Below are 23,151 nucleotides of genomic sequence, written 5' to 3'. Positions count from 1 at the left end.
AACGCTCCAAGAGTTTATCGGCGTGGCTTCGGTTACGCGATGAAACATGGGGTCGGCCGCAGCGCATCCGTGCGCGCGCCGGGTCCGGGCCGGAGAAATGCGGTTCGGACGGAGCGTCGTCGGCGTGGCCGGCGACGAAGCATCGTCGAGATGCGCTCCCATGGAAGAAGCCCGATGGTCGAGGTCGACCTGCGGCGTGACTGGAGCCCCGCTGGGGTCCCGGGCTGCGGCAGCTTTTCCCCGGCTGACGGCGAGATTTGCCGCCGTGCCGTGACAATGGTTGAGGCCGAACAACGGCACAGCGGACACCGTGTGATTGACCCGCCCGTGTGGCACCGAACGGCACTGCCGTCCGGCTTTGTGGGGCACCAGAGACCAGCTCGATGCGAAATAACAATCAGCAGAAGCGTACGCGCGGCCGCAACAACGGCAATCGGCGCAGCCAGAATCCGCTTACCCGCGTTTATGAGTCGAACGGCCCGGACGTGAAGGTGCGCGGCACGGCCCAGCATGTCGTCGAGAAGTACCAGCAGCTCGCCCGCGACGCGCAGGCCTCCGGCGATCACGTGGCCGCCGAGAACTATCTGCAGCACGCCGAGCACTATTACCGCATCATCGCCGCCGCTCAGGCGCAGTTCGGGGTGCAGGGTCAGCCCTATCAGCGCAACGACGACGACGATTTCGACGACGAGATGGACGAGGGCGGTGCGGAGGCGCCGCAGGCGTATCAGGTTCGGGAGCCGCAGGCGCCGCGCGAGAACGGCTACCGCGAGAACGGGCACCGCGACAGCGGCCCGCGGGACGGCCAGCGCGATTTCCCACGTGACCGCGACAATCGCCGCGACAATCGCGAGCGCGGTACCGACCGCTATCAGGACCGGAACCAGGATCGCAATCAGGACCGCGGCCAGGATCGGAACCAGGACCGCCACGCCGAGCGCGGGCAAGATCGTGACCGGGGCGACCGTCCGGAGCGCAATGAGGGCCGCGAGGGCCGCTGGTCGCGCGACAACCGTCCCTACCGCGACAACCGCGCGCCCCGCGAGGGTGGCGAGGGCGGCTATCGCGATCCCGCCCAGCAGCCGCAGCCGCGCCTTGGACCGGATGTGGAAGCCGAGATCGGCCTGCCGGCCTTCATCACCCAGAGTGGCGGCGCCGCCCCGGTGACCCCGGCCGCCCCGCGCCGGAACGAGGCGCCGGCGGAAGCAACGGAGACCAAGGCCCCCGAAGCCGCGATCCCGGCCGCCGTGCCCGCGTCTCAGCCGGCGGCCGAGCCTGCGCCCGCAGAAGCGGCCGCTCCTGCGGCACCGGCCCCGAAGGCGCCCGGCCGCAGCCGTGCCGCCAAGGCGGCCGCCGTGCCAGCGCCCGAGGAAGCACCGGCCGAGGATGGCGAGGCCCGTGCGCCGCGCACACGCCGCCGCCGTTATCGCCGCGCCGATGCGGAGGGTGAGGGCGAAGGCACCGATACCGCCCCGGCGGAAGTGGCGGAGTGAGTTGACCCAAATGAAAAGGCCCGGCGCGTGCCGGGCCTTTTTCGTTGCGGGAGCCCGCTTTTGCGGCCCCGGGACGTTCAGACGGTGATGCGGACGGAATCGCCCTCGGCGATGAGCCCACCCTGCTCGATCTCCGCGAAGATGCCGCAATCCGTATGGCCGAAGGTCCGCATCAGCGTCCCCGGCACATCCATGTCGCGCTTGGCCGTCGCCGGGTCGACATTGGTGGCCGCACAGCGGAAAATACGCTGCGTGATCTTGAGCCGCACCTGGCTGCCGACCTCGATGGTGTGGCCGACAAGGTCGAACTCCTCCCACGGCTCCATGCCGTCGAGATAGAGATTGCCGCGGAAGCGCAGCGGATCCACCGGCCGGCCGATGATCTCGCCCAGCGCCCGGCAGCTCGCCAGATTGATCAGCGACACATAGCCCTCGGTAGTGTCGACGAAGCGAAAGGCCGGCGGTGCCGCCAGCACGCGCGGCGCGCCGCGCAACTCGTAGCGCGAATAGCGCTGGAAGAACGCCTCGATCGCCTCGCGCCCTTCCGCCGTGTCGAGCCGGCCGCGCGCCACCTCGTCGCCGTCGAGGCGGATGACCAGTTCCGCCGCCGCGTCGTCATAGCGCGCCTCAAGCGCCGCGAGCCGCTCATTGCGCATGAGCATCAGGAACTTGATCTTGGGCTGGAAGGCCGGCGCTTCCGGGATGAAGCCGGAGGGGCCGTTCTCGATGGCGTAAAGCCGGTCGCCGGGAAAGTACCGGCCCGCCTCAAGCTCGACCAGATCGAGACGCTCTGGCGTCAGCCCTTTCACGGGGTAACGGTAGAGCGACTGAATGCTGGCGAAGCTGAGAGACTTCGGCGCCTCGTCAGCCGCGGTGAAAAGGTCGGCGTCGTCGGTCGATTCGCTCATCATGCCTCACCATATCGGCTCCGGGCGCCCACGTCAGCCGCGACCGGGAGACTCCGCCGGCCCGTGTTTTGCCTGTCGCAATTTTAGCTTTTCCTCGGGTTACGAATCCGTCTCAATAGCTGGCGGGTTCCCTGCCGAAACCACCAGGAGGGGGTCATGCCGCGGCTCTTCACCGCCCTCGAAATTCCGGCCGACATCGCCGAACATCTGTCCATGCTGCGCGGCGGTCTTCCCGGCGCCCGCTGGATCAGCCCGGAATATTACCACGTCACGCTGCGCTTCATCGGCGATGTCGACCATGTGGTCGCCCGCGACGCCGCTGCCGCGCTGGATGAGATCGAACGCTTCGGCTTCGATCTCACTTTGTCGGGCGTCGACCAGTTCGGCAATCACAAGCCGCACTCGATCTTCGCCGGCGTGCAGGCCAACCCGGCGCTGAACGAGCTTCAGGCCGAGCATGAGCGGGCGATGAAGCGCATCGGCCTGCCGCCGGAAGGGCGCAATTTCCGCCCGCATGTCACCCTCGCCCGGCTACGCGACGCCGCGCCCCGGCAAGTAGCGGACTATCTCGCCTTGCGCGGCTATTTCCGCAGCAGCACCTTCGAGGTCTCGCGCTTCGTGCTCTATTCCTCGCGCGATTCGGTCGGGGGCGGGCCCTATCGCGTGGAAGCCGCCTATCCGCTGATGTGAGGGCACGCCCGTTGCGAACGGCAAAGCCGGCAACCATGTTTTGGTGACCGGCCTGCCCTTGGTCGCCCGGAGAACACGATGATCCAGAGATCCGACCCTGCCCTTGACGCCGACTTTCTCGATGCCGATCCCCTCGGCACAGAGGGCGAGGGACTTGCCGGCGCCAGCGCGGCGGACGAGGCTCGGGTGCGCGCCGGCTTCTGGCCGAAGCTGGCGGGGGCGCTCGCGCGCATTCCCTTCGCCGAGGACGCGGCCGCCGCCTATTACTGCGCGCTGGACACTCAGACGCCGACGCGGGTGCGGGCGCTGCTGTTCGGCGCGCTCGCCTATTTCCTGCTACCCACCGATGCGGTGCCGGATGTGTTTGTCGGCCTCGGCTTCACCGACGACGCGGCGGTGCTGGCGACGGCGCTCAATCTGCTCGCCAGCCATATCGGCGCCGATCACCGCGCGGCGGCCAAGAGCGCGCTGGCGCGGCTGCGCGCCCGTTGAGGGCGCGCCGCGACCGGCGCCGATCTTTGCCGCGAGCGCCGCTTCTGCCATCAATTCGCCGCCGCCCTTTCGCCAATTGATCAGCAAAGCCGTCCGATCGGGGTTCCAAGGGTTCACAGCCGCCAACGGCGCGGATATCCCTGAGCCGCTGAGACGGAGAATCACGCGGAGCCGCCGCTGGCGGCCTTTAGGATACGGAGGATGCAGACCATGGCACGACGCACCGTGCGCGCCGCACTCGCCGGCCTGGCGATGGCATTGATCGGCATCGGCGGCGCTAGTGCCCAGGGTGCGCCAAAGCTCGTCACCCAGTCCGGGGATTGGGGGGTCTATCTCGACACCAGCGGCAGCGGCAAGATCTGCTACGCGCTCTCCCAGCCCAAGACCCGCATGCCGGCGGGGCTGAAGCGCGATCCCGCCTATTTCTTCATCTCCACCCGCACCGCCGAGAATGTAAAGGGCGAGGTCAGCGTGGTCATGGGCTTTGCGCTGAAGGAAGGCACCGACGCCACCTTGACCATCGGCACCAACAGTTTCGACCTCTACACCCGCGGCACCGGCGCCTGGGTGCGGAACGTCGCGGAAGAAGCACGGTTGGTGGATGCGCTGCGCAAGGGCAAGGACGTGGTGGTGAAGAGCACTTCGGCGCGAGGCAATGTCACCACCGACACCTATTCGCTCAGCGGCATCTCGGCGGCCATCGACCGCGCCGCCCAGGAATGCCGCTGACGCGCCATGTGCGCCTGCTAGAGTGCCGGCGGCGGCCTCGCGCCCCGCCATCCCCCGAGCGCCCATCTTCGAGGTCATCATGCCTGCCGAACTGCGGCTCATCCCCTGCCTCGCCGACAATTACGCGGTGCTGCTGCGCGACCCCGTGACCGAGGCCACCGCCGTCATCGACGTGCCGGAGGTGGCGCCCGTTCTGGCCGTGCTGGAACGCGAGGACTGGACGCTCACCCATATTCTCGTCACCCACCACCACACCGATCACATCGCCGGCGTCGAGGCGCTGAAAGAGCGCTTCGGTGCGACGGTGATCGGCCCGCGCGCCGAGCGCGACACCATTCCCGGCCTCGACTTCGCTGTGGTCGATGGCGATCCCGTCGCCGTCGGCGGGCTGGTTGGACGGGTGATGGAGACGCCGGGCCATACCAAGGGGCACATCGTCTTCCTGTTCGAGGAGGAGCGCCTGCTGTTCGCCGGCGACACGTTGTTCGTCATGGGCTGCGGCCGTCCCTTCGAATGCGATCCGCCGGTATTGTGGGAATCGCTCGCCCGGCTGCGCACCTTGCCGGACGACATCGCGGTCTATTGCGGGCACGAATACACCCTTTCCAATGCCCGTTTCGCGTTGAGCGTCGACCCAGACAACGCCGCCATCGCCGCGCGGCTCAAGGAAATCGAGGCGCAACGCGCCGCCAGCATGCCGACCCTGCCGACCAGCATCGGCGCGGAGAAGGCGACCAATCCTTTCATGCGCGCAGACGATCCCGAACTCGCCGCCCGCATCGGCCTGCCCGGCGCCGAGCCGGGGGCGGTGTTCACCGAGCTGCGCAGCCTGAAGAACAGCTTCCGGGGCTGAGTGATGCGGCCGAACGGGCTTTCCGCCGCCGACATCGTCGCCCATCTCGGCCTCGTCCCCCATCCGGAGGGCGGGCATTACCGTGAAACCTTCCGCGATCCCCACCTGACGCCGGACGGGCGCTCGGCCTCCACCGCCATCTATTTTCTGCTGGCGGCAGGGGAAGTCTCGCACTGGCACCGGGTGGATGCGGTGGAGGTGTGGCACTGGCATGCCGGCGCGGCGCTGGAACTCTCCATTGCGCCGGGCGATGCCGGGCCAGTGGTGCCGCATCGGCTCGGCCCGGGCCTCGACGCGGGCGAGGAGCCGCAGCGCATCGTCCCACGCGCGGCCTGGCAATCCGCTCGCAGCCTCGGGGACTGGACGCTGGTCGGCTGCACCGTGGCGCCCGGCTTCCATTTCGCCGGCTTCGAACTGGCGGCGCCCGGCTGGTCGCCGGGCTGAAACGGGATCAGCGCCGCGCCGGCAGCGTCGCCACCGCCGCGCCGCCAACGATGAGCGCGCAGGCGAGCCCCAGAGACCAGCTCAGCGCGGCAAAGCCCGCCAGCACCAGTAGCAGGGTGGAGAGCACCGGCGCCGCATAGGACATGACGCCGAGCAGACGTATGTCGCCGCGCTTCATGCCGATGTCCCAGGTATAGAAGGCGATGCCGACCGGGCCGATGCCGAGCGCCGCCACCGCCAGCCACTCCCCTGCCCCCGCCGGCCACACGGATGGCTCGAACAGCACATGGCAGAGCGCCGAGAGCGCGGCGGTGGCGAGGCAGAAACCGGCCACCACTTCGGTCGGCACGCTGGCGAAGCGGCGCGAGGCGACCGAATAGACCGACCAGATCACCGCGCACAGCGCGGCAGCGAGATAGCCCGGCACATATTCCGGCGCGAAGCCGAAGCCGCCCGCCCGGGCGCCGAGCAGCACCACGGTGCCGGCGAGCCCCATGAGCGCGCCGATAATATGCGCCGGCCGCAGCCCCTCCCCCGGTAGGAAGGCGGACATCAGCACGATGAGCAGCGGCCAGAGATAGGCGATGAGGCCGGCCTCGGCCGGCGGGGCCAGCTTCAGCGCCGAGAAATAGAAGAAATGATAGCCGAACAGGCCACCCACGCCGTGCAGCCACACCGGCCAGGGCTGGCGCAGCACGCCGAGCCCGACGCCGCGCGCCACCGCCGTAACCAGCCCCACCGCCCCGCCAATGGCGAAGGTGAGAGCGGTGAGCAGGAAAGGCGGCACCGCGCCCGTGGAGGAGGTCGTCAGCGCGAGCGTCGACCACAAGAGAATGGCGCTGAAGCCGATCAGTGTGGCCGTCCGGCGGGACAGGGAGCGGGCGGGAGTGGAAGCGGAAGAGGGCATGGAAACACCTGTGCGGGTGCTCCTTATGACCGGTGCGGCCGCACACGCCAAGGGCCGTTTTCGGCCTGCCGCCCACCGGGAATCGCGCCGCGCACGGGAACCTGCGGCGCGAGAGCCGATTACCCACACGTCACCCTTGTTCGGAGGAGTTCCCCTGATGATCTTAGCTCGTGCCCTCGTCCCGGCCCTCACCCTTGCCGCGCTCTTCGCCGTGCCGGCCTTTGCCCAGACGCCGGCTCCGGCCACCGGTATCGAGGAGGCCCTGCGCATCGCCCGCGCCAGTGGCGTGGCGCACGTCACCAAGATCGAACTGGATGACGGCAAGTGGGAAGTGGAAGGGATGAACACTTCCCAGCGCAAGATCGAGATCGACATCGATCCGGCGACCGGCAAGGTGCTCAAGACCGAGACCCGCTAAGGGGCATCACACGCCGCCCGCCTTCGCAGCGGGCGGCCTCGGCCTCAACTGAGCAGCTGGCCGCCATTAGCGGAGAGGGTCGAGCCAGTGATGAAGCCGGCCTCGTCGGCGGCCAGGAACACCACGCAGCGGGCGATTTCCTCCGCCTGACCGAGCCGGCCGACGGGAATCTGCGGCAGAATGTTCTTCTCCAGCACGTCCTTCGGCACCGCCAGCACCATCTCGGTTGCGATATAGCCGGGGCAGATGGCGTTCACGGTGATGCCCTTGCGCGCGACTTCCTGCGCCAGCGCCTTGGTGAAGCCGATCTCGCCAGCCTTGGCGGCGGAATAGTTGGTCTGGCCCATCTGGCCCTTCTGGCCGTTGATGGAGGAGATGTTGACGATGCGGCCGAAACCGCGCTCGCGCATCTCCTCGATCACGTTGCGGCACATATTGAACACCGAGGTCAGATTGGTGTTGAGCACCGCGTGCCAGTTCTCCGGCGTCATCTTGTGCAGCATGCCGTCGCGGGTGATGCCGGCATTGTTCACCAGCACCTCGACCGGGCCGAGCTTCTCCGTCACCTCGGCAATGCCCGCCTTGCAGGCTTCGAAGTCCGACACGTCCCATTTGAAGGTCGCAATGCCGGTTTCCGCTGAGAAGGCCGCCGCCGCCGCGTCATTGCCGGCATAATTGGCCGCTACCGTATAGCCCGCCGCCTTGAGGGCCTTGCCGATAGCCGCGCCGATGCCGCGCGTCCCACCCGTGACCAATGCAACTCGCGCCATGTCTCCCCCCTCTGGCGTCCCTTTTCCAAGGGAACTTGCGACTTCTGTTTGTCGATCTGTGTCGACGGCAAGGCGGTGCGTCCGCCCTGCCGCCGGTTCAGGCTTCGGTCACGGCCGACACCGGCCGCGCTTCCCGCCTAGTCGCGCTGAAGGCACATGGCGATGCCCATGCCGCCGCCGATGCAGAGCGTGGCCAGCGCCTTCTTGGCGTCGCGCTTCTCCATCTCGTAGAGCAGCGTGGTGAGGATGCGGGCGCCCGAGGCGCCGATCGGGTGGCCGATGGCGATGGCGCCGCCATTGACGTTCACCTTGTCGGTATCCCAGCCCAGGTCCTTGTTCACCGCGCAGGCCTGCGCCGCGAAAGCCTCATTGGCCTCGATCAGGTCAAGATCGGCGGCGCTCCAGCCGGCCTTTTCCAGCGCGCGGCGGGAGGCGGGAATGGGGCCCGAACCCATGATGGCGGGATCGACGCCGGCCTGCGCCCAGGAGACGATGCGCGCCAGCGGCTTCTTGCCCGCGCTGGCTGCCCGGGAGGCGGACATCAGCACCACGGCGGCGGCGCCGTCATTGATACCGGAGGCGTTGCCGGCGGTGACCGTACCGTCCTTGGAGAAGGCGGGGCGCAGCTTGGTCATCGCCTCGATGGTAGCGCCGTGACGCGGGTATTCGTCATCGGCAACGACGATATCGCCCTTGCGCGAGGCAATGGTCACCGGGACGATTTCGTCCTTGAACCGGCCCGCCTTCTGCGCCGCCTCAGCCTTGTTCTGCGAACGGACGGCGAAGCTGTCCTGCTCATCGCGGGTGATCTGCCACTGGCGGGCGACGTTCTCGGCTGTCGTGCCCATGTGATAGCCGTTGAAGGCGTCCCACAGGCCGTCCTTGATCATGGTGTCCACCATCTCAAGGCTGCCCATCTTGGTGCCGTTGCGCAGATGCGCGCAGTGCGGCGCCTGGCTCATCGATTCCTGGCCGCCGGCGACAACGATGTCGCTGTCGCCATTGAGGATCGCCTGATAGCCGAGGGCGACGGCGCGCAAACCCGAGCCGCAGAGCTGATTGACGCCCCAGGCCGGGCTTTCCACCGGGATGCCAGCCGCCACCGACGCCTGGCGCGCCGGGTTCTGGCCCGCACCAGCGGTGAGGATCTGGCCCATTATGGTCTCGCTCACCTCGCCCGGTGCGACGCCGGCACGCTCCAGTGCGGCCGCGATGGCGATCTTGCCCAGCTCATGGGCGGGCAGCGACGAGAGCGCCCCGTTGAACGCGCCGACCGCCGTGCGCGCGGCGCCGACAATGACGATGCCGTCTTTCATGAATGACGTCCTCCGGTACCGTTCCTGGATGCGGGCTCGGCCTCCCAGCCGGCGCCTCACCTTGTTATTTAGGTGTGACAGCATCGTGGTGGCCACCTGTGATCCATGTCAATGGCAGGCGGATATTCTTGACGTCAGGTCAGGCGTGCGCTGCACCCTACCTTCGCGCGCGCCGGCGGGGCGCCACAATTCCAGTAGCCGGGCGGCGGGAAACGTCCTAGAGTTTTCAATGGGAAACGATCAAGGCGACTGGATCACAATGGCAAAATCCACCGAACCCGTCACCATCAAGAAATACGCGAACCGCCGCCTCTACAATACCGGCACGAGCACCTATGTAACGCTCGAAGACCTCGCGCAGATGGTCAAGAACGGCGAAGACTTCGTCGTCTACGACGCCAAGACTTCCGATGACATCACTCACTCCGTACTGACCCAGATCATCTTCGAGCAGGAAGGCAAAGGCCAGAACCTGCTGCCGATCAATTTCCTTCGCCAGATCATCCGCTTTTATGGCGACAGCATGCAGATGCTGGTGCCGCGCTATCTCGACATGTCGATCGAGAATTTCAGCAAGGAACAGAACAACCTGCGGGAACACTTCACCAAGACGCTGGGCATTGGCGGCATGGGAGGTATAGGCGGGTTCGGCATGCTGGAAGAACAGGTGCGGCGCAACATGGAAATGTTTGACCGCACCTTCAAGATGTTCTTGCCCAACGGGCGCGACGAGGCGCCCACTGCGCCCGCAGCGCCTGCCGCTCCGCAGGCGGGCGATTTCGACGAGCTGCGCCGCCAGGTGGCAGATATGCAGAAGCGGCTCGACAAGCTCGGCGACGGCGGCAAGAAGGACTGATCCACCGGGGAAACGGCCGAGCCGGCTCTCGGCCGGCCCGGCGCCGCCTCACGTCACGCGCGAGGTCTGGCGCCCGGCCGGCAGTGGCGGGCCGAGATACGGCGCCAGCGCCTCTGGGGTCAGGGCTGCGCCACGGAATTGGCCGTAACGACTGCGGCATCGCCGGTGACCGCCCCATTCGCCGGCACCTGAACCACGGGCAGCCCCGAGGTCACCTGCGCCGCGCGGACACGGTCCAGCCCGACGAAGCGGATGCCGGCCACCTCGACATTGGACGGGGGCGTCGCTTCGCCATGCGCGGCGCGCGTGATCATTCCACGCAGTTCCGGCGCCATCTCCGCCAGCTGGGCGAATTTCGCGTGATTGAATCCATCCACCGACTTCACCTTGGACATGTCGACGACGACGGCGCCCAGTTCGACCAGTTCGGTGTCCTGGGTGTAGGCGCCGAGACGGGGCTTGTCGCCGGCGATGAAATTGGAGAAGGCCAGCGCCTTGTCGTCGCTCGACACGATGACGATGAAGGGCTTGGGCGGCTTGCCGAAGCGCTTGAGCTGGCTCTTGAACACGTCCACGTCGATATCAGGCGCGGCCAGCACAATGTTGCCGATCTTCTCCACCGGCAGGCGCTTGCCGGAGATCTGGATCTGCCGCAGCGCCTCGACCGTCACCCAATTGCCCATGGAATGCGCGACGATGCTCACCTGATCGGCGCCGCTGTCGAAGACGAGACGGATCGTCTCTTCCAGCCGGTCGCGGGCCGCAGTGGCACTGTTGTTATCGTAGACATAATCGGCGATTTCGCCGCGCGAGGCCCAGGTGAACAGCACCGGGACGCCCGTGGCCTTGGAATCCTCGGCCATCTGGGTGAGCCGGTACAGCGCCTCGGAGAACAGCGTGTTGTAGCCATGGACGAAGATCACCGCCTGCCGCTTGCCGGCCGGGTATTTCGCCAGTTCGCTCTTGAGATCGGCGGTGAATTGCTTCGGCGTCTCGCGATAGACCGCCTCGCGCACCACCATGTCGGTGGCGGGATTGGGCGGCGACTGTGTCGGCGCTTCCACCATGCCGGGCTTGTGGGTGGGCGGAACGCTGACCTGAACCTTGGCGAAGCTCAGTTCCGGGGTGCGTTCGCCATTGTAGAACACGCCGGGCCGCGGGTCGCGCGCACGGGCCGACGCCACCAGCAGCGTGTGGGTGCCGATGCTGACATCCTCGTCGGTGATGACGGAGAGCGCGTCCGGCCCCGGGCGCCCGGCACATCCGGCCAGAACAGGCGCGATCAGCGCCAGCGCCAGCGCCACGATCCAAGCGAAGCCACTGCGCGATCCACGACTAGACTTACGCGACACAACAGGCTCTCCGTTCGACGCGCCCGACGATCACACCTTTACGGGTGCGGGCGGCACGATAGCAGTGGCGACCCTACAAGGATACGGCACCAACGCTTCTGGATCGTTACCGCCACGCGGGGCGAATGCCGGCCGGACACGCGAAAGCCGGCCCGAGGGCCGGCTTCAGACAGATCGGCACGGGTCCGGGGCGATCAGGCCTCGGCCTTCACCTTCAGCACCTGACGGCCCTTGTACATGCCGGTCTTCAGGTCCAGGTGGTGCGGACGGCGCAGCTCGCCCGAATCCTTGTCCTCGATATAGGTCGGCTTGGCGAGGGCATCGGCGGAACGGCGCATGCCGCGACGCGACGGGCTGGTTTTCTTCTTCGGAACTGCCATGGTCTTCTCCTGTCCCGGCCTGGCTCACGCCCAGTCGGAAGGGCCGCGCCGGATGGTGCGTAATTCGAGTGGCGGCTTATACAGACTCATGGGCGCGAGCGAAAGGGGCTGACGCAATTCTGTCGCACGCTTACCGCGCGGTGCGTCTCACAGGCAGGAGGTCAGCTCCGGCCCCTCGCGCGGAATGCGCGCCTGCAGGTTTCCCGCCAGCCGGTTCAGCCCCCGTCCCGGCTTGCCGGCGTTGCGGTTATGCGGATTGGGCAGCATGACCGCGAGCAGCGCCGCCTGCCGCGCCGAGAGATCGCGGGCGGAGCGACCGAAGGCCCGTTGCGCGCCCGCCTCGACGCCGAACTCGCCATCCGGCCCCCATTCGGCGATGTTGAGGTAGATTTCCAGCTGGCGATGCTTGGTCATCACCGCATTGAGATACAGGGCCAGCGGCAGTTCCAGCCCCTTGCGGATGACGCTGCGGCCGTTCCACAGGAACAGGTTCTTGGCGAGCTGCATGGTGATGGTGGAGGCCCCGCGCGGCGCGTTGAGCCCGTCCGATTCGTCGATCACCCCCTGCAGTTCCACCATGTCGATGCCGGAATGGGAGCAGAAGCGCGCATCCTCCGAGGCCAGCACGGAACGGATGAGCGTGGGCGAAATGTCGTCGAGGGGTAGCCACACCCGTTCCACCCTCTGACCGGTGGCCCAGCGGCCGAGCATCAGCGTGGAGGGCGCGGGGACCATATTATAGAGAAGACCAAGCACGAGCGGGGTCGCCACCACCACGAGTGCGATCTTCCAGACCCAGCTCCACACCCGACCCATGCGTTCTCCCCGCCGCGGGCACTGTAGCCGCCCCGCTTCCGCCGGTCGACCGGGAGGGACTGCGGCAATCGCCTCGCTTGACCCCACCGCCCGCCTCGGGCACGCAACGCATTACCCTCTTGAACGATCCCTCGGTCCGATGTCCGCTGCCGAAAACCGCCCTGCCCTCGCCGTTGCGCTCGCCGCCACCGCCGATTCCGTCGCGGCCTATATCGACGGCGCCATCGCCCGCAGCGGAGCGCCGGGCGCGCGTCTGTCGGCGGCGATGCGGCACGCGACGCTGGCCGGCGGTAAAAGGCTGCGCCCGTTCCTGGTGATCGAATCGGCCGCGCTGTTCGGTGTCCCCTCGCATGCGGCGATGCCGGCAGCGGCGGCGCTGGAGTGCATCCACTGCTATTCGCTGGTGCATGACGACCTGCCCGCCATGGACAATGACGATATGCGGCGCGGCCGGCCGACCGTTCACCGCGCCTATGACGAGGCCACCGCGATTCTGGCGGGCGACGGGTTGTTGACCCTCGCCTTCGAGATCCTCGCGGATGACGCGACTGAGACTGATCCGGCGGTGCGTCTCGCCCTCATCGCCAGCCTGGCCCGCGCGGCGGGAGTGGCCGGCATGATCGGCGGGCAGATGCTCGACCTCGCCGCCGAGGGCCGGTTCGCGGAAGGCGCGGCGCACGGCGTTCCGCTCGACCTGCCGGCCGATTCCATCATCGAGTTGCAGGCGATGAAGACCGGTGCCCTGCTGCGCCAAGCCTGCGAGGCCGGCGCCCTGCTCGGGCGGGCGAGCCCCGCTGAGCGCGCCAGCCTGGACCGCTACGCCCGCGCCGTCGGCCGTGCCTTCCAGATCGCCGACGACCTGCTCGATGTCGAGGGCGAAGCGGGGCTGGTGGGGAAGGCCGTGGGCAAGGACGCCGCCGCCGGCAAGGCCACATTGGTCGGAAAGCTGGGCATCGAGGGGGCGCGGGCGGAACTGGCGCGGTTGGTCAGCGAGGCGGAAGCGGCCCTTGCCGGCTTTGGCAGCGCGGCCACACTTCTCGTGGAAGCGGCATATTTCATCGCCGATCGGCGCAATTAGGACTTTCATCATCTCGACGGAACGATAAGTTCCGGGCAATGTTGTACCGAACGAGACCGTCCGCGCCGCGCGACGCGACCGTTTCCTGGAGGTTGAGATGCGTGTCGCCCTGTTCGCCCTTGCCGCTCTTGTCGCCGGCTCCGCCGTCGTCGCCACGGCCCCTGCCCAGGCGCAGGACAGCAACCGCATTATCATTCGCAAGCTGCCGCCGCGCTCCTATCTCGATCCCGGTCCGGTGGTGAAGCCCGGCACGGCGCGCGACCTCAATTACATCTATGTCGCCCAGTCGGTGTATCCGCAGTATGGCAATGATGGTGGCATCACCGGCATTCGCTGGCCGCTGCCGAGCCGCTTCGACCTGCCGGGCTACTGATTCGCCTGGTTTTTCGGCGCCTCGCCTGACGACACCAAAGCCCGGCTCGCGCCGGGCTTTTTCATAGGCCGAGCCACGACGCAAAAAGCCCGGACAGTAAAAAGCCCGGCACAGGCCGGGCTTTTCATGAGCTTGGCGCGGGGTCCGGCGGCTCAGTTGGCCTTGTCGAGTTCGGCGAGGATGGCGTCACCCATGCCTGACGTGCCGACCCGGGTCTTGCCCTCGGAATAGATGTCGGCCGTACGCACCCCGCCCGCCAGCACGCCGGCGATCGCCGCCTCGATGCGGTCCGCCGCTTCCAGCTCGCCGAAGGAATAGCGCAGCGCCATGGCCAGCGAGCCGATCATTGCGATCGGGTTGGCCAGCCCCTTGCCAGCGATGTCCGGGGCGGCGCCGTGCACGGGCTCATAAAGCGCGCGCCGTCGGCCGGAGAGCTCCTCGACGCCGCCCAGCGAGGCGGAGGGCAACATGCCGAGCGAACCCGTGAGCATCGCCGCCACGTCCGAGAGAATGTCGCCGAACAGATTGTCGGTAACGATCACGTCGAACTGCTTGGGCGCGCGCACCAGCTGCATGCCGCAGGAATCCGCCAGCTGGTGCTCCAGATGCACGTCCTCATAGGCCGAGCCATGCACCTCGCTCACCACCTGCTTCCACAGCAGGCCGGTCTTCATGACGTTGTGCTTCTCGGTGGAAACCACCTTGTTGCGGCGGGTGCGGGCGAGCTCGAAGGCGACGCGGGCGATGCGCTCGATCTCGTAGGATTCGTAGACCTGGGTGTCGACGGCGCGCTTCTGGCCATCGCTGAGGTCGGTGATGGTCTTGGGCTCGCCGAAATAGACGCCGCCGGTCAGCTCACGCACGATCAGCACGTCGAGCCCTTCGACCAGCTCGCGCTTGAGGCTGGAGGCATCGGCGAGCGCAGGGTAGCAGACGGCGGGGCGCAGATTGGCGAAAAGCTGCAGGTCCTTGCGAAGGCGCAGCAGGCCGGCTTCAGGCCGGTCCTCATAGGGCACATTCGCCCATTTGGTGCCGCCCACGGCGCCGAGCAGGATCGCATCCGCCGCGAAGGCCTTGGCCATCGCCTCCTCGGATATCGGCTGGCCGCAGGAATCATAGGCAGCCCCGCCGACGAGGTCTTCCTCGATGGCGAAGGAAGCGACACCGCGCCGGTCGAGCCAATCAATGACCCGCTTCACCTCGGCCATCACTTCGACGCCGATACCGTCGCCGGGAAGAAGCAGGAGCTTGTGGGTCGCCATGGTTTCCTCGCATTCGCCTGTGGCCCGAGCCTCTGTCTCAGGCGAAGCGTTGCTAATCGCTAAGCCTGACGCTGGCAAGACATTGGCCGATCCGGCGCGGGCGAGGCCCCCTCGCGCGGAAAAAAAAGCCGCCGGCGCGCAAACGCCAGCGGCCTGGAGCCGGATCCGATTAAAGCAAGACGAGCGGATCGCGCTCGAGTGGGACGAGTTTAGTCGTCACCCCGAGAGGTGGCCGGGGGGCATGCCGGCAACTCTTCTACGCACCCCCCGCCCAATCAGATCGTCTTGCGTGACATTTCTCCCGCGATGAAATCCGCCTGGCGCAGCGCCAGGGCAACGATGGTCAGCGTCGGGTTCTCGGCGCCGCCGGTGGTGAACTGGCTGCCGTCAGAGATGAATAGGTTCGGGATGTCGTGCGTCTGCCCGTGCTTGTTCACCACGCCGTCGCGCGCCTTCTCGCTCATCCGGTTGGTACCGAGATTATGCGTGGAGGGGTAAGGCGGCGTCGGGAAGGTACGGACAGCGCCGACCGAATCGTATATCGCCGCGCCACGGCTATAGGCGTGGTTGCGCATGGCGACATCGTTGGGATGATCGTCGAAATGCACATTGGCCACCGGCAGGCCGTACTGGTCCTTCACGTCCGTGTTGAGGGTGACGCGATTGGTCTCCTGCGGCATGTCCTCGCCGACGATCCACAGCCCGGCCATGTTCACATAGCCATCCATGGCGGAGGTGAAGGAACGGCCCCAGCCGCCGGGATCGAGGAAGGCGGCCATGAACGGCACGCCGAGCGAAAGCGTCTCCATCTCGTAGCCGCCGGCGAAGCCGCGCTTGGTGTCGTTCCTCGCCTCGTCGCGGACGATGCCAGCCATGGTGGTGCCGCGATACATGTGCACCGGCTTCTCGAAGATGCCGTAGACCGAACCGGTCATGTGCCGCATGTAATTGCGCCCCACCTGCCCAGAGGAGTTGGCGAGCCCGTCCGGGAACATGTTGCTGGCGGAGTTGAGCAGCAGGCGCGGGCTCTCGATCGAATTGCCGGCCACCGCGACGATGCGCGCCTTCTGGCGCTGGGTCTTGCCGTCCTTGTCGACATAGACGACGCCCGTCACCTTGCCGGAGGCGTCATGCTCGATCTTCTGCACCATGCTTTGCGGGCGCACTTCCAGATTGCCGGTGGCCTCGCCGCGCGGAATCTCGGCGATCAGCGTCGACCATTTCGCGCCCGACTTGCAGCCCTGGAAGCAGAAGCCGATCTGCTGGCAGGAACCACGGTCGGCGCGCGGCTCGCTGTTGATCGCCATCCGGCCGGTCGAGACCTCCTGATAGCCGATCTTCTTCGCCCCGGCCTCGAACACCTTGAAATTGTTGTTGCCGGGCAGGCCGGGAATGCCGTTGGTGCGGGTCACGCCCATCCGGTCTTCGGCCTTGGCGTACCACGGCTCCAGCTCGGCCAGCGTGATCGGCCAGTCGAGCAGATTGGCGCCGTCAATGTCGCCATAGGTGGTGCGGGTCTTGAACTCGTGCTCCTGAAAGCGCAGCGAGGCGCCGGCCCAGTGCACGGAGGAGCCTCCCACCGCCTTGACGATCCAGGCGGGGAGATTGGGGAAGTTCTTGTGCACCCGCCACGAGCCGGACGTGGTGCGCATGTCGGTCCAGGCGAGCTGGGAGAAGCTCTCCCACTCATTGTTGACGAAATCTTCCATGTTGTGGCGCTGACCGGCCTCAAGGATCACCACCTTGATGCCCTTGAGCGCCAGCTCGGTGCCGAGCGTGCCGCCGCCGGCGCCGGAGCCGACGATGACCACGACGGAATCGTCATTCAGATCGAAGGGTGCGGACATGGGTTGAGCCTCCCCTCACAGCCAGGCGATGTCGTTGAAGCCGCGGTCGATGTAACCGCCCTTGTCGGCCGAGGCGCCCTCATAACCGAAGATCGGCCACACCTCCTCCTGGTTGTAGAGGCCGACCACGAGGCCGCCGCGGACCTTCTGGAAGAAGGCGCTGTCCTCGATCTCGCGCAGCACCGCCACCCGCTGGTCCTCCCAGCCGAGATCGGCATAGGCCGCGCCGTATTTGGCCTTGGACAGGGTGTCGAGGGTAACGACGCCATCCTCGACGAGCGCTTTCAGCGCCGGGTCCTTGGCCGCGTCCGCCTCATAGGGCTTCATGGCGATGGCGTAGAAGCGGTCGGGGATGCGGTCATGCGGGTAGACGTCGCGCGCCATGACGATGAGCGTGCGCATGGTCTCCGGCTTCAGCGCGGTGACTTCCAGCCCCCACGCCTCGCGCGGGTTGAGCACGGCCGCGCCGCTCACCATCAGCGCGCCGGCGGCACCGAGGCCGGCGAGCACGGCGCGGCGTGAGGGGCCGCGCCTGTCGATCAGTGTTGGCATTGTTACCTCCCAGGGTATTCTTATGTATTCTTGATGTCCTCAGCGCCGCTTGGCGTACCGGCGCGGTCGTTCAGCGGTAGCGGCCGTGTTTTTGCAGCACCTCGATCTTGTAGCCATCGGGGTCAGTGACGAAGAAGAACTTGGCCAGCAGCTCGCCCTCGTGGAAAAACTCCTTGACCGGCTGCGGATTTAGGCCGGTTTGCGTAAATCGAGCGTGCTCGGCATCGAGATCGTCGACCACGAAGGCGATATGCCCGTAGCCGTCGCCCAGCACATAGGGCTCGGTGCGGTCGTGGTTGATGGTCAGTTCGACCTCGAAATCGGCTTCCGGATTGCGCAGATAGACCAGCGTGAAGCCGTCAAAGGGAAGCCGCTGCGCGATCGTCAGCCCGAAAGCGCGCGTGTAGAAATCCACCGAGCGCGCCTCATCCAGCACGCGGATCATCGAATGAATGGCCTTCGCCACCTGTACCTCCGACCTTGAAACTCACTCCGGCGATGATGGTCGCCTTGAGGAGGATGCTAGGCCGCAGAGGGAGCGGCAGGTGGTAGACCGCTAACACATCACCACGATGTGCATTGCCGGCGGACGGCGCCCGCGCGCTATTCGGCGGCGTGGAGATGCACCCGCCCACTCTCGCAGAGATAGCGCTCGCGGGCGGCAGCAGGGGCGATGCCGGCGGGGCGAAGCTCGGCGAGATAAATCAGGCAGGAACAGCGCAGCAGCGAGGCGAAGTTGCGCACCTCGCCATGCAGTTCCAGCACCTCGTCATGCAGCTTGGTGACGAATTTGCCCAGACTCATGCCCTGATGGGCGGCAACCTCTTCCAGCACGGTCCAGAAGGCGGCTTCGAGTCGAATCGAGGTGGAATGGCCGCCAATGCGCACCGAGCGCGTCTGGCTGTCATAGGTTTCGGGCGCCTGGCCGGCGAAGATGTGGCACATGGAGCGTCTCCCGGGGTGTTCTCATTTTGAACGATTCCATCCCGAGACGCGGGCGCTGTAAAGCGAAAAGGCGGCGCAGCCCGGCTCAGCCTTGCCGGCGTGCCGTTACCTCGATCTCGATCTTCATCTGCGGTTGCAGCAACCCCGCGACGATGAGGGTGGCAGCGGGCCGGGCCTTGGCGAAATACTGGCCGAAGATCGGAAAGACGGTCGCGGCGTAGTCCGCCTCAGTCACGATGTAGCGCACGCGCACCACATCATCCAGGCTGGCGCCCGCCTCAGCCAGCGCGGCGGCGATGTTGCGGAAGCAGCCATGGGTCTGCGCCACCAGATCCTCCGGCAGCTCCATGGCGGCATAGTCATAGCCTGTGGTGCCGGAGACGAAGATGTCGTTCCCGTCCACCACCGCGCGGGAATAGCCGGCCTCCGCCTCGAAGGCGGAGCCGGAGGAAATGCGACGGCGCTCGGTCATTCAAACCTCCCGCGAGGCGCCGCGACATGGCGGCGCCGGCACGCTCACGCCCAGGGGCGCTCAGGCCCACGGGCGCTCTTCGGCGAGCTTTTCCTCATAGGACGCGATCTTGTCCGCCTTCACCTGGGTGAGGCCGATATCGTCGAGGCCGTTGAGCAGGCAGTGCTTGCGGAACGGATCGATGTCGAAGGAGATCGACCCGCCGTCCGGGCCGGTGATGGTCTGGCTTTCGAGATCGACGGTGATCTTGGCATTGGCGCCGCGCGCCGCGTCGTCGAACAGCGCCGCCAGTTGCTCGGGCGTCACCCGGATCGGCAGAATGCCGTTCTTGAAGCAGTTATTGTAGAAGATGTCGGCGAAGGACGTGGAGATCACGCAGCGAATGCCGAAGTCGAGCAATGCCCAGGGCGCGTGCTCGCGCGAGGAGCCGCAGCCGAAATTGTCGCCGGCGACCAGAATCTGCGCGCCCTTATAGGCCGGCTTGTTGAGCACGAAATCGGGATTGTCCGAGCCGTCCTCCTTGTACCGCAGTTCTGAGAAAAGCCCGGTGCCGAGCCCGGTGCGCTTGATCGTCTTCAGATACTGCTTCGGGATGATCATGTCGGTATCGACATTGACCAGATGCAGCGGCGCCGCGACGCCGGTCAGGGTGGTGAACTTGTCCACGGCACTCTCCTCAGATTCCGGAGGCGGCGCGTGCCGCTCCCCGTCAGATATTCCGCCTTCGCGGCTGATGTGACCTGACGACGCGCCGTTCGCAACCCTGCCCCCGCCCGATCACCCCAGGCGACGGCGGCGGGGCAGCATGCGGCGCAGCACATCGTCCTTGAGAACGTGGTGGTGCGCCAGAGCCGCCGCCGCATGCAGCAGGGCCAGCACGACCAGCGCATTCGCCAGCAATTCGTGCCACTCGATGACCTGGCCGGCGGCCGTGCGGTCCACCTCCACAGGGGAGGGAACGGTGAACAGGCCGAAGAACGTCACCTCATTGCCGCGCAGGAAGGCGAGATAGATGCCGACCAGAGGCGTCGCGACCAGCAGGACATAAAGCAGCACATGAACCGTCGCCGAGGCCAGATGCACCGGCCGCGACAGGGCCGCCGAGGGCGGCGGCACCGGCCCGACAAGCCGCGCCACGAGGCGCAGGATGACGAAGCCGAGGATCGTCAGACCCACCGAGATATGGGTCCACCAGATAAGCGCGCGTCCGGGCGTGCCGCGCTCGAAGAAGCCTTCGAGATAGGTCACGCCATAAGCGACGACGATGGCGAGCACCGTCAGCCAGTGAAGCGCCCGCAGCGGCAGGCTGTAGCAGGGCTCGTCGGAGGGAACGGATGAATTTGACATGGGCTTTGCCTCGTCTCTCCATTTGGAGAGATTCTAAGCAGAGCCTTACTCCGTTCCCATGCGGTCCGCTACGTATCCGCCTCCTCCTCGATCCGCTCCATGTCCTCGTCCGACAGGCCGAAATGGTGGCCGATCTCATGCACGAGCACATGGGTGACGATATCGCCCAGCGTCTCCTCATTCTCCGCCCAATAGTCGAGGATCGGGCGGCGATAGAGGAAGATCATGTTGGGCAGCACGCCGGTCGCCAGCTCATAGCCCTGCGCCAGACCGATGCCCTGGAACAGGCCGAGCAGATCGAACGGCGTCTCCGCCTCCATCTCCTTCAGCACCTCATCGGTGGGGAAATCCTCGACGCGGATGACGAGATTGCCGCACAGGGCGCGGAACTCCTCGGGCAATCGGGCATAGGCCTCCTCGGCCATGGCCTCCATCTCCGCCAGCGAGGGCGCCCCGCGCTTCAGCCAATCCGCACTCATGGGTTCACCGCAGATAGGTCACGAGAAGATAGACGGCGAGCGCGAAGGCAACGACCACGGCAAGGCTCCGCCCGATGCGACGACCCCATATTTCCATGGGGTCGTCGGGCGGTGGTTCCCAGAACGGATCGCCCCTCATCGCGGCGCCTCCCCGGCGCGGTTCAGCTCGCGCGCGGCCAGCTGCGCACGTCGACGAAACGACCGGCGATCGCCGCCGCCGCCGCCATGGCGGGCGAGACGAGATGGGTGCGGCCCTTGAAGCCCTGCCGGCCCTCGAAATTGCGGTTCGAGGTGGAGGCGCAGCGCTCCTCCGGGCCGAGCTTGTCGGCGTTCATGGCCAGGCACATGGAGCAGCCCGGCTCGCGCCAGTCGAAGCCGGCCGCCTTGAAAATGGCGTCGAGCCCCTCGGCCTCGGCCTGCAGCTTCACGAGCCCCGAGCCCGGCACGATCATGCCGGAAACGCCTTCACGCACCTTGTGGCCGCGCACGATGGACGCAGCGGCGCGCAGATCCTCGATGCGGGCATTGGTGCAGGAGCCGATGAACACCTTGTCGATGGCGATATCGGTGATCTTCGTGCCGGCGGTCAGGCCCATATAGGCCAAAGCGCGCTTCTTGGCCTCGCGCTTGTCGGCGTCGTGGATCAGTTCGGGGTCGGGCACCGTGCCTTCCACCGAGATCACGTCCTCCGGGCTGGTACCCCAGGAGACGATGGGCGGCAGGGCGGCGCCGTCGAGGCGGATTTCCTTGTCGAAGAAGGCGCCGTCATCCGTGCGCAGCGTGTCCCAATAACGCACCGCCGCGTCCCAGGCGGCGCCCTTGGGCGCGCGCGGGCGGTCCTTCACATAGGCATAGGTGGTTTCGTCGGGGGCCACCATGCCGGCGCGCGCCCCGCCCTCGATGGACATGTTGCAGACCGTCATGCGGCCTTCCATGGTGAGGTTGCGGAAAACCTCGCCGGCATATTCGATGACATAGCCGGTGCCGCCGGCGGTGCCGGTGGCGCCGATGATGGCAAGCGTCACATCCTTGGCGGTCACGCCCTCGGGCAGCCGGCCGTCCACCAGCACCCGCATGTTCTTGCTCTTCTTCTGGATCAGCGTCTGGGTGGCGAGCACATGCTCGACCTCCGAGGTGCCGATGCCATGGGCAAGCGCGCCGAACGCACCGTGCGTCGACGTGTGGCTGTCGCCGCAGACGATGGTGGTGCCGGGCAGGGTGAAGCCCTGCTCCGGGCCGATGACGTGGACGATGCCCTGGCGCTTGTCGAGCTCGTTGAAATATTCGACGCCGAATTCGCGGGCGTTCTCGGCCAGCGTCTCCACCTGGGTGCGGCTTTCGGGATCGTCGATGCCGAAGCGGCGGTCGGTGGTCGGGACGTTATGATCGACCACGGCCAGCGTCTTCGACGGCGCATGCACGCGGCGACCCGCCAGGCGCAGCCCCTCGAAGGCCTGCGGGCTGGTGACCTCATGCACCAGATGCCGGTCGATATAGAGGAGGCAGGTGCCGTCCTCCTGGCGGTCGATGACGTGGTCGTCGAAAATCTTGTCGTACAGGGTGCGGGGAGCGGACGTGCTCATGCTGGGCGTCTCATGCGATGAGGAAAACAGGGGCGGGCAGCAGCGCGGCCGGGAGCACGAAGCCGGAAGGCGGCTCCGGGCGGCGCTCAGCTAAGCCCGGCGACCGCGCAGGCGGTGAAACGCCCGAAGAAGCGCGCCGGCAGGCGGACATGGTCCGGCACGGCGGCGAAACCGATGGTTGTCGGCAGGCGTCGGCGGGCCTCCGGACGCGCGGCACCGGGCGCCGGCGAGGTCGCCGCGCCGCCAGCAGCCGTGATCGGGAAGCCCTGCGCCATCATGGAACCCTTCTAGCAAGTCTCGGCTCGGCAAACAATCGCTGCCAGCCTGCCCCGTCCGGATCTGAGATGCACGAGGGCGTGAGGGCAAGCAACGGTCAAAATGATTGGAATAATGTATTCCAAAGTAAATGTCCGCATTTGATGCGGAAACCGCGTCGTCTTTCGCCTATTATATTCGATATGGCGTAGCGTCATGCGCGACGCTAAGCTGATGCGGGGAACGGAGTGGATGATGCGCCTGTCCGATATCGCCTTAATCGCTGCGACATTCGCCACTTTCGCCGCCGTGGAAGCGGGAAATCGCGTGGAAATGCGACCGCAGGAAGTGGCAAAGATCCAGCATCCGCAATTAATTACATGCCCGTTGCGCAAGCCCGACTTCGCCACCGTCATGCAGGCCGCGATGCTCGGCGACGGCACGCTGCTGGTCGAGCAGCAGACCAACACCCGTGTGGCACATATCAAGGATTGCTGAAGGGCGCGGCGGCACACTCTTCCGTAACGGCACCAT

Annotated in this window: 29 protein-coding genes; 11 read left to right on the top strand and 18 right to left on the bottom strand. The window is 66.7% G+C overall.

The features are described from left to right. Positions 1-383: 383 nt before the first annotated feature. Positions 384-1,493 carry a DUF4167 domain-containing protein gene (locus J2S75_RS15850; protein WP_307021096.1) on the top strand — a complete coding sequence of 370 codons (1,110 nt, stop codon included), beginning with the start codon at positions 384-386 and terminating at the stop codon, positions 1,491-1,493. 77 nt (positions 1,494-1,570) lie between these two features. Here J2S75_RS15850 and J2S75_RS15845 read toward each other — a convergent pair whose 3' ends face one another. Further along, on the bottom strand, positions 1,571-2,404 hold the full coding sequence (locus J2S75_RS15845; RefSeq protein ID WP_307021094.1) for an MOSC domain-containing protein: 834 nt from the start codon (positions 2,402-2,404) through the stop codon (positions 1,571-1,573). A gap of 153 nt (positions 2,405-2,557) precedes the next feature. Between J2S75_RS15845 and thpR the strand changes: the two genes are divergently transcribed. The 5 genes from thpR (at position 2,558) to J2S75_RS15820 (ending at position 5,609) form a co-directional block, all read left to right on the top strand. After that, the gene (thpR, locus tag J2S75_RS15840) at positions 2,558-3,091 is read left to right on the top strand and encodes an RNA 2',3'-cyclic phosphodiesterase (RefSeq protein WP_244375172.1); all 534 of its coding nucleotides are present in this window, start codon (positions 2,558-2,560) and stop codon (positions 3,089-3,091) included. Positions 3,092-3,169: 78 nt separating this feature from the next. Continuing rightward, positions 3,170-3,583, top strand: coding sequence for a YkvA family protein (locus tag J2S75_RS15835; protein WP_307021092.1), 414 nt, complete (start codon positions 3,170-3,172; stop codon positions 3,581-3,583). Positions 3,584-3,793: 210 nt separating this feature from the next. After that, a complete protein-coding gene (locus J2S75_RS15830; RefSeq protein ID WP_307021090.1) occupies positions 3,794-4,312 on the top strand; it encodes an invasion associated locus B family protein in 519 nt (172 codons plus the stop codon). A gap of 79 nt (positions 4,313-4,391) precedes the next feature. Continuing rightward, entirely contained in the window at positions 4,392-5,165 is a 774-nt protein-coding gene (gene gloB / locus J2S75_RS15825) for a hydroxyacylglutathione hydrolase (RefSeq protein ID WP_307021088.1), read from the top strand. A gap of 3 nt (positions 5,166-5,168) precedes the next feature. After that, entirely contained in the window at positions 5,169-5,609 is a 441-nt protein-coding gene (locus tag J2S75_RS15820) for a cupin domain-containing protein (protein ID WP_307021087.1), read from the top strand. 7 nt (positions 5,610-5,616) lie between these two features. On the opposite strand, the gene yddG is transcribed toward J2S75_RS15820, so the two are convergent. After that, positions 5,617-6,516: an aromatic amino acid exporter YddG gene (yddG, locus tag J2S75_RS15815; protein WP_307021085.1), complete on the bottom strand. Its 900-nt coding sequence runs from the start codon at positions 6,514-6,516 to the stop codon at positions 5,617-5,619. A gap of 157 nt (positions 6,517-6,673) precedes the next feature. On the opposite strand from yddG, the gene J2S75_RS15810 reads away from it, so the two are divergent. Continuing rightward, positions 6,674-6,934 (top strand): PepSY domain-containing protein, encoded by a 261-nt coding sequence (locus J2S75_RS15810; RefSeq protein WP_307021083.1) that lies wholly within the window; start codon positions 6,674-6,676, stop codon positions 6,932-6,934. A gap of 44 nt (positions 6,935-6,978) precedes the next feature. On the opposite strand, the gene phbB is transcribed toward J2S75_RS15810, so the two are convergent. Further along, a complete protein-coding gene (phbB, locus tag J2S75_RS15805; protein ID WP_307021081.1) occupies positions 6,979-7,704 on the bottom strand; it encodes an acetoacetyl-CoA reductase in 726 nt (241 codons plus the stop codon). A 137-nt stretch (positions 7,705-7,841) separates the two neighbouring features. Then, complete coding sequence (locus J2S75_RS15800) at positions 7,842-9,020, bottom strand: acetyl-CoA C-acetyltransferase (RefSeq protein WP_307021079.1); 1,179 nt, start codon at positions 9,018-9,020, stop codon at positions 7,842-7,844. Between the two features lie 259 nt (positions 9,021-9,279). Between J2S75_RS15800 and phaR the strand changes: the two genes are divergently transcribed. Then, positions 9,280-9,876, top strand: a complete 597-nt coding sequence (phaR, locus tag J2S75_RS15795; RefSeq protein WP_307021330.1) for a polyhydroxyalkanoate synthesis repressor PhaR — start codon at positions 9,280-9,282, stop codon at positions 9,874-9,876. Between the two features lie 119 nt (positions 9,877-9,995). Here phaR and J2S75_RS15790 read toward each other — a convergent pair whose 3' ends face one another. The 3 genes from J2S75_RS15790 to J2S75_RS15780 form a co-directional block, all read right to left on the bottom strand. After that, positions 9,996-11,228, bottom strand: a complete 1,233-nt coding sequence (locus tag J2S75_RS15790; protein ID WP_307021077.1) for an alpha/beta hydrolase — start codon at positions 11,226-11,228, stop codon at positions 9,996-9,998. A gap of 194 nt (positions 11,229-11,422) precedes the next feature. After that, the gene (gene rpmF, locus J2S75_RS15785; RefSeq protein WP_018387408.1) at positions 11,423-11,608 is read right to left on the bottom strand and encodes a 50S ribosomal protein L32; all 186 of its coding nucleotides are present in this window, start codon (positions 11,606-11,608) and stop codon (positions 11,423-11,425) included. A 147-nt stretch (positions 11,609-11,755) separates the two neighbouring features. Further along, the gene (locus J2S75_RS15780; protein WP_307021069.1) at positions 11,756-12,424 is read right to left on the bottom strand and encodes a biosynthetic peptidoglycan transglycosylase; all 669 of its coding nucleotides are present in this window, start codon (positions 12,422-12,424) and stop codon (positions 11,756-11,758) included. Between the two features lie 139 nt (positions 12,425-12,563). On the opposite strand from J2S75_RS15780, the gene J2S75_RS15775 reads away from it, so the two are divergent. Beyond that, entirely contained in the window at positions 12,564-13,502 is a 939-nt protein-coding gene (locus J2S75_RS15775; protein ID WP_307021067.1) for a polyprenyl synthetase family protein, read from the top strand. 97 nt (positions 13,503-13,599) lie between these two features. Next, a complete protein-coding gene (locus J2S75_RS15770; RefSeq protein ID WP_244375160.1) occupies positions 13,600-13,875 on the top strand; it encodes a hypothetical protein in 276 nt (91 codons plus the stop codon). A 152-nt stretch (positions 13,876-14,027) separates the two neighbouring features. Here J2S75_RS15770 and leuB read toward each other — a convergent pair whose 3' ends face one another. The 11 genes from leuB to J2S75_RS15715 all read right to left on the bottom strand — a co-directional run bounded on the left by leuB (position 14,028) and on the right by J2S75_RS15715 (position 22,640). Then, on the bottom strand, positions 14,028-15,137 hold the full coding sequence (leuB, locus tag J2S75_RS15765; RefSeq protein ID WP_307021064.1) for a 3-isopropylmalate dehydrogenase: 1,110 nt from the start codon (positions 15,135-15,137) through the stop codon (positions 14,028-14,030). A gap of 275 nt (positions 15,138-15,412) precedes the next feature. Beyond that, entirely contained in the window at positions 15,413-16,984 is a 1,572-nt protein-coding gene (locus J2S75_RS15760; RefSeq protein WP_307021062.1) for a GMC family oxidoreductase, read from the bottom strand. A 15-nt stretch (positions 16,985-16,999) separates the two neighbouring features. Further along, the gene (locus tag J2S75_RS15755) at positions 17,000-17,536 is read right to left on the bottom strand and encodes a twin-arginine translocation signal domain-containing protein (protein WP_307021059.1); all 537 of its coding nucleotides are present in this window, start codon (positions 17,534-17,536) and stop codon (positions 17,000-17,002) included. 70 nt (positions 17,537-17,606) lie between these two features. Then, complete coding sequence (locus J2S75_RS15750; RefSeq protein WP_307021057.1) at positions 17,607-18,002, bottom strand: VOC family protein; 396 nt, start codon at positions 18,000-18,002, stop codon at positions 17,607-17,609. A 137-nt stretch (positions 18,003-18,139) separates the two neighbouring features. Next, on the bottom strand, positions 18,140-18,481 hold the full coding sequence (locus J2S75_RS15745) for a ribbon-helix-helix domain-containing protein (protein WP_244375155.1): 342 nt from the start codon (positions 18,479-18,481) through the stop codon (positions 18,140-18,142). Between the two features lie 85 nt (positions 18,482-18,566). After that, positions 18,567-18,953, bottom strand: a complete 387-nt coding sequence (locus J2S75_RS15740; RefSeq protein ID WP_307021055.1) for a RidA family protein — start codon at positions 18,951-18,953, stop codon at positions 18,567-18,569. 60 nt (positions 18,954-19,013) lie between these two features. Continuing rightward, positions 19,014-19,619: a 3-isopropylmalate dehydratase small subunit gene (leuD, locus tag J2S75_RS15735; RefSeq protein ID WP_307021053.1), complete on the bottom strand. Its 606-nt coding sequence runs from the start codon at positions 19,617-19,619 to the stop codon at positions 19,014-19,016. A gap of 111 nt (positions 19,620-19,730) precedes the next feature. Continuing rightward, the gene (locus J2S75_RS15730) at positions 19,731-20,300 is read right to left on the bottom strand and encodes a cytochrome b (RefSeq protein WP_307021051.1); all 570 of its coding nucleotides are present in this window, start codon (positions 20,298-20,300) and stop codon (positions 19,731-19,733) included. Between the two features lie 68 nt (positions 20,301-20,368). Beyond that, complete coding sequence (locus J2S75_RS15725; protein ID WP_244375151.1) at positions 20,369-20,779, bottom strand: metallopeptidase family protein; 411 nt, start codon at positions 20,777-20,779, stop codon at positions 20,369-20,371. Between the two features lie 161 nt (positions 20,780-20,940). After that, entirely contained in the window at positions 20,941-22,362 is a 1,422-nt protein-coding gene (leuC, locus tag J2S75_RS15720; RefSeq protein WP_307021048.1) for a 3-isopropylmalate dehydratase large subunit, read from the bottom strand. A gap of 86 nt (positions 22,363-22,448) precedes the next feature. Continuing rightward, complete coding sequence (locus J2S75_RS15715) at positions 22,449-22,640, bottom strand: hypothetical protein (RefSeq protein WP_307021046.1); 192 nt, start codon at positions 22,638-22,640, stop codon at positions 22,449-22,451. A gap of 193 nt (positions 22,641-22,833) precedes the next feature. On the opposite strand from J2S75_RS15715, the gene J2S75_RS15710 reads away from it, so the two are divergent. Beyond that, positions 22,834-23,115: a hypothetical protein gene (locus J2S75_RS15710; RefSeq protein WP_307021045.1), complete on the top strand. Its 282-nt coding sequence runs from the start codon at positions 22,834-22,836 to the stop codon at positions 23,113-23,115. Positions 23,116-23,151: the final 36 nt, after the last annotated feature.

Origin of the sequence: Ancylobacter polymorphus (assembly GCF_030813495.1) — a bacterium.
Taxonomy (GTDB): domain Bacteria; phylum Pseudomonadota; class Alphaproteobacteria; order Rhizobiales; family Xanthobacteraceae; genus Ancylobacter; species Ancylobacter polymorphus.
Note: the sequence above shows the minus strand (reverse complement) of the source record. Positions and strands in the feature narration are given on the sequence as shown.

Excerpts from the sequence above, each read along its gene's own strand:
- rpmF (WP_018387408.1), bottom strand. The coding sequence starts at position 11,608 with ATGGCAGTTCCGAAGAAGAAAACCAGCCCGTCGCGTCGCGGCATGCGC.
- phaR (WP_307021330.1), top strand. The coding sequence starts at position 9,280 with ATGGCAAAATCCACCGAACCCGTCACCATCAAGAAATACGCGAACCGC.
- J2S75_RS15740 (WP_307021055.1), bottom strand. The coding sequence starts at position 18,953 with ATGACCGAGCGCCGTCGCATTTCCTCCGGCTCCGCCTTCGAGGCGGAG.
- J2S75_RS15835 (WP_307021092.1), top strand. The coding sequence starts at position 3,170 with ATGATCCAGAGATCCGACCCTGCCCTTGACGCCGACTTTCTCGATGCC.
- leuC (WP_307021048.1), bottom strand. The coding sequence starts at position 22,362 with ATGAGCACGTCCGCTCCCCGCACCCTGTACGACAAGATTTTCGACGAC.
- J2S75_RS15715 (WP_307021046.1), bottom strand. The coding sequence starts at position 22,640 with ATGATGGCGCAGGGCTTCCCGATCACGGCTGCTGGCGGCGCGGCGACC.
- J2S75_RS15770 (WP_244375160.1), top strand. The coding sequence starts at position 13,600 with ATGCGTGTCGCCCTGTTCGCCCTTGCCGCTCTTGTCGCCGGCTCCGCC.
- J2S75_RS15755 (WP_307021059.1), bottom strand. The coding sequence starts at position 17,536 with ATGCCAACACTGATCGACAGGCGCGGCCCCTCACGCCGCGCCGTGCTC.
- leuB (WP_307021064.1), bottom strand. The coding sequence starts at position 15,137 with ATGGCGACCCACAAGCTCCTGCTTCTTCCCGGCGACGGTATCGGCGTC.
- J2S75_RS15745 (WP_244375155.1), bottom strand. The coding sequence starts at position 18,481 with ATGTGCCACATCTTCGCCGGCCAGGCGCCCGAAACCTATGACAGCCAG.
- J2S75_RS15830 (WP_307021090.1), top strand. The coding sequence starts at position 3,794 with ATGGCACGACGCACCGTGCGCGCCGCACTCGCCGGCCTGGCGATGGCA.
- J2S75_RS15725 (WP_244375151.1), bottom strand. The coding sequence starts at position 20,779 with ATGAGTGCGGATTGGCTGAAGCGCGGGGCGCCCTCGCTGGCGGAGATG.
- J2S75_RS15800 (WP_307021079.1), bottom strand. The coding sequence starts at position 9,020 with ATGAAAGACGGCATCGTCATTGTCGGCGCCGCGCGCACGGCGGTCGGC.
- yddG (WP_307021085.1), bottom strand. The coding sequence starts at position 6,516 with ATGCCCTCTTCCGCTTCCACTCCCGCCCGCTCCCTGTCCCGCCGGACG.
- thpR (WP_244375172.1), top strand. The coding sequence starts at position 2,558 with ATGCCGCGGCTCTTCACCGCCCTCGAAATTCCGGCCGACATCGCCGAA.
- J2S75_RS15845 (WP_307021094.1), bottom strand. The coding sequence starts at position 2,404 with ATGATGAGCGAATCGACCGACGACGCCGACCTTTTCACCGCGGCTGAC.
- gloB (WP_307021088.1), top strand. The coding sequence starts at position 4,392 with ATGCCTGCCGAACTGCGGCTCATCCCCTGCCTCGCCGACAATTACGCG.
- J2S75_RS15760 (WP_307021062.1), bottom strand. The coding sequence starts at position 16,984 with ATGTCCGCACCCTTCGATCTGAATGACGATTCCGTCGTGGTCATCGTC.
- J2S75_RS15780 (WP_307021069.1), bottom strand. The coding sequence starts at position 12,424 with ATGGGTCGGGTGTGGAGCTGGGTCTGGAAGATCGCACTCGTGGTGGTG.
- J2S75_RS15775 (WP_307021067.1), top strand. The coding sequence starts at position 12,564 with ATGTCCGCTGCCGAAAACCGCCCTGCCCTCGCCGTTGCGCTCGCCGCC.
- J2S75_RS15810 (WP_307021083.1), top strand. The coding sequence starts at position 6,674 with ATGATCTTAGCTCGTGCCCTCGTCCCGGCCCTCACCCTTGCCGCGCTC.
- J2S75_RS15850 (WP_307021096.1), top strand. The coding sequence starts at position 384 with ATGCGAAATAACAATCAGCAGAAGCGTACGCGCGGCCGCAACAACGGC.
- J2S75_RS15820 (WP_307021087.1), top strand. The coding sequence starts at position 5,169 with ATGCGGCCGAACGGGCTTTCCGCCGCCGACATCGTCGCCCATCTCGGC.
- phbB (WP_307021081.1), bottom strand. The coding sequence starts at position 7,704 with ATGGCGCGAGTTGCATTGGTCACGGGTGGGACGCGCGGCATCGGCGCG.
- J2S75_RS15730 (WP_307021051.1), bottom strand. The coding sequence starts at position 20,300 with ATGTCAAATTCATCCGTTCCCTCCGACGAGCCCTGCTACAGCCTGCCG.
- J2S75_RS15710 (WP_307021045.1), top strand. The coding sequence starts at position 22,834 with ATGCGCGACGCTAAGCTGATGCGGGGAACGGAGTGGATGATGCGCCTG.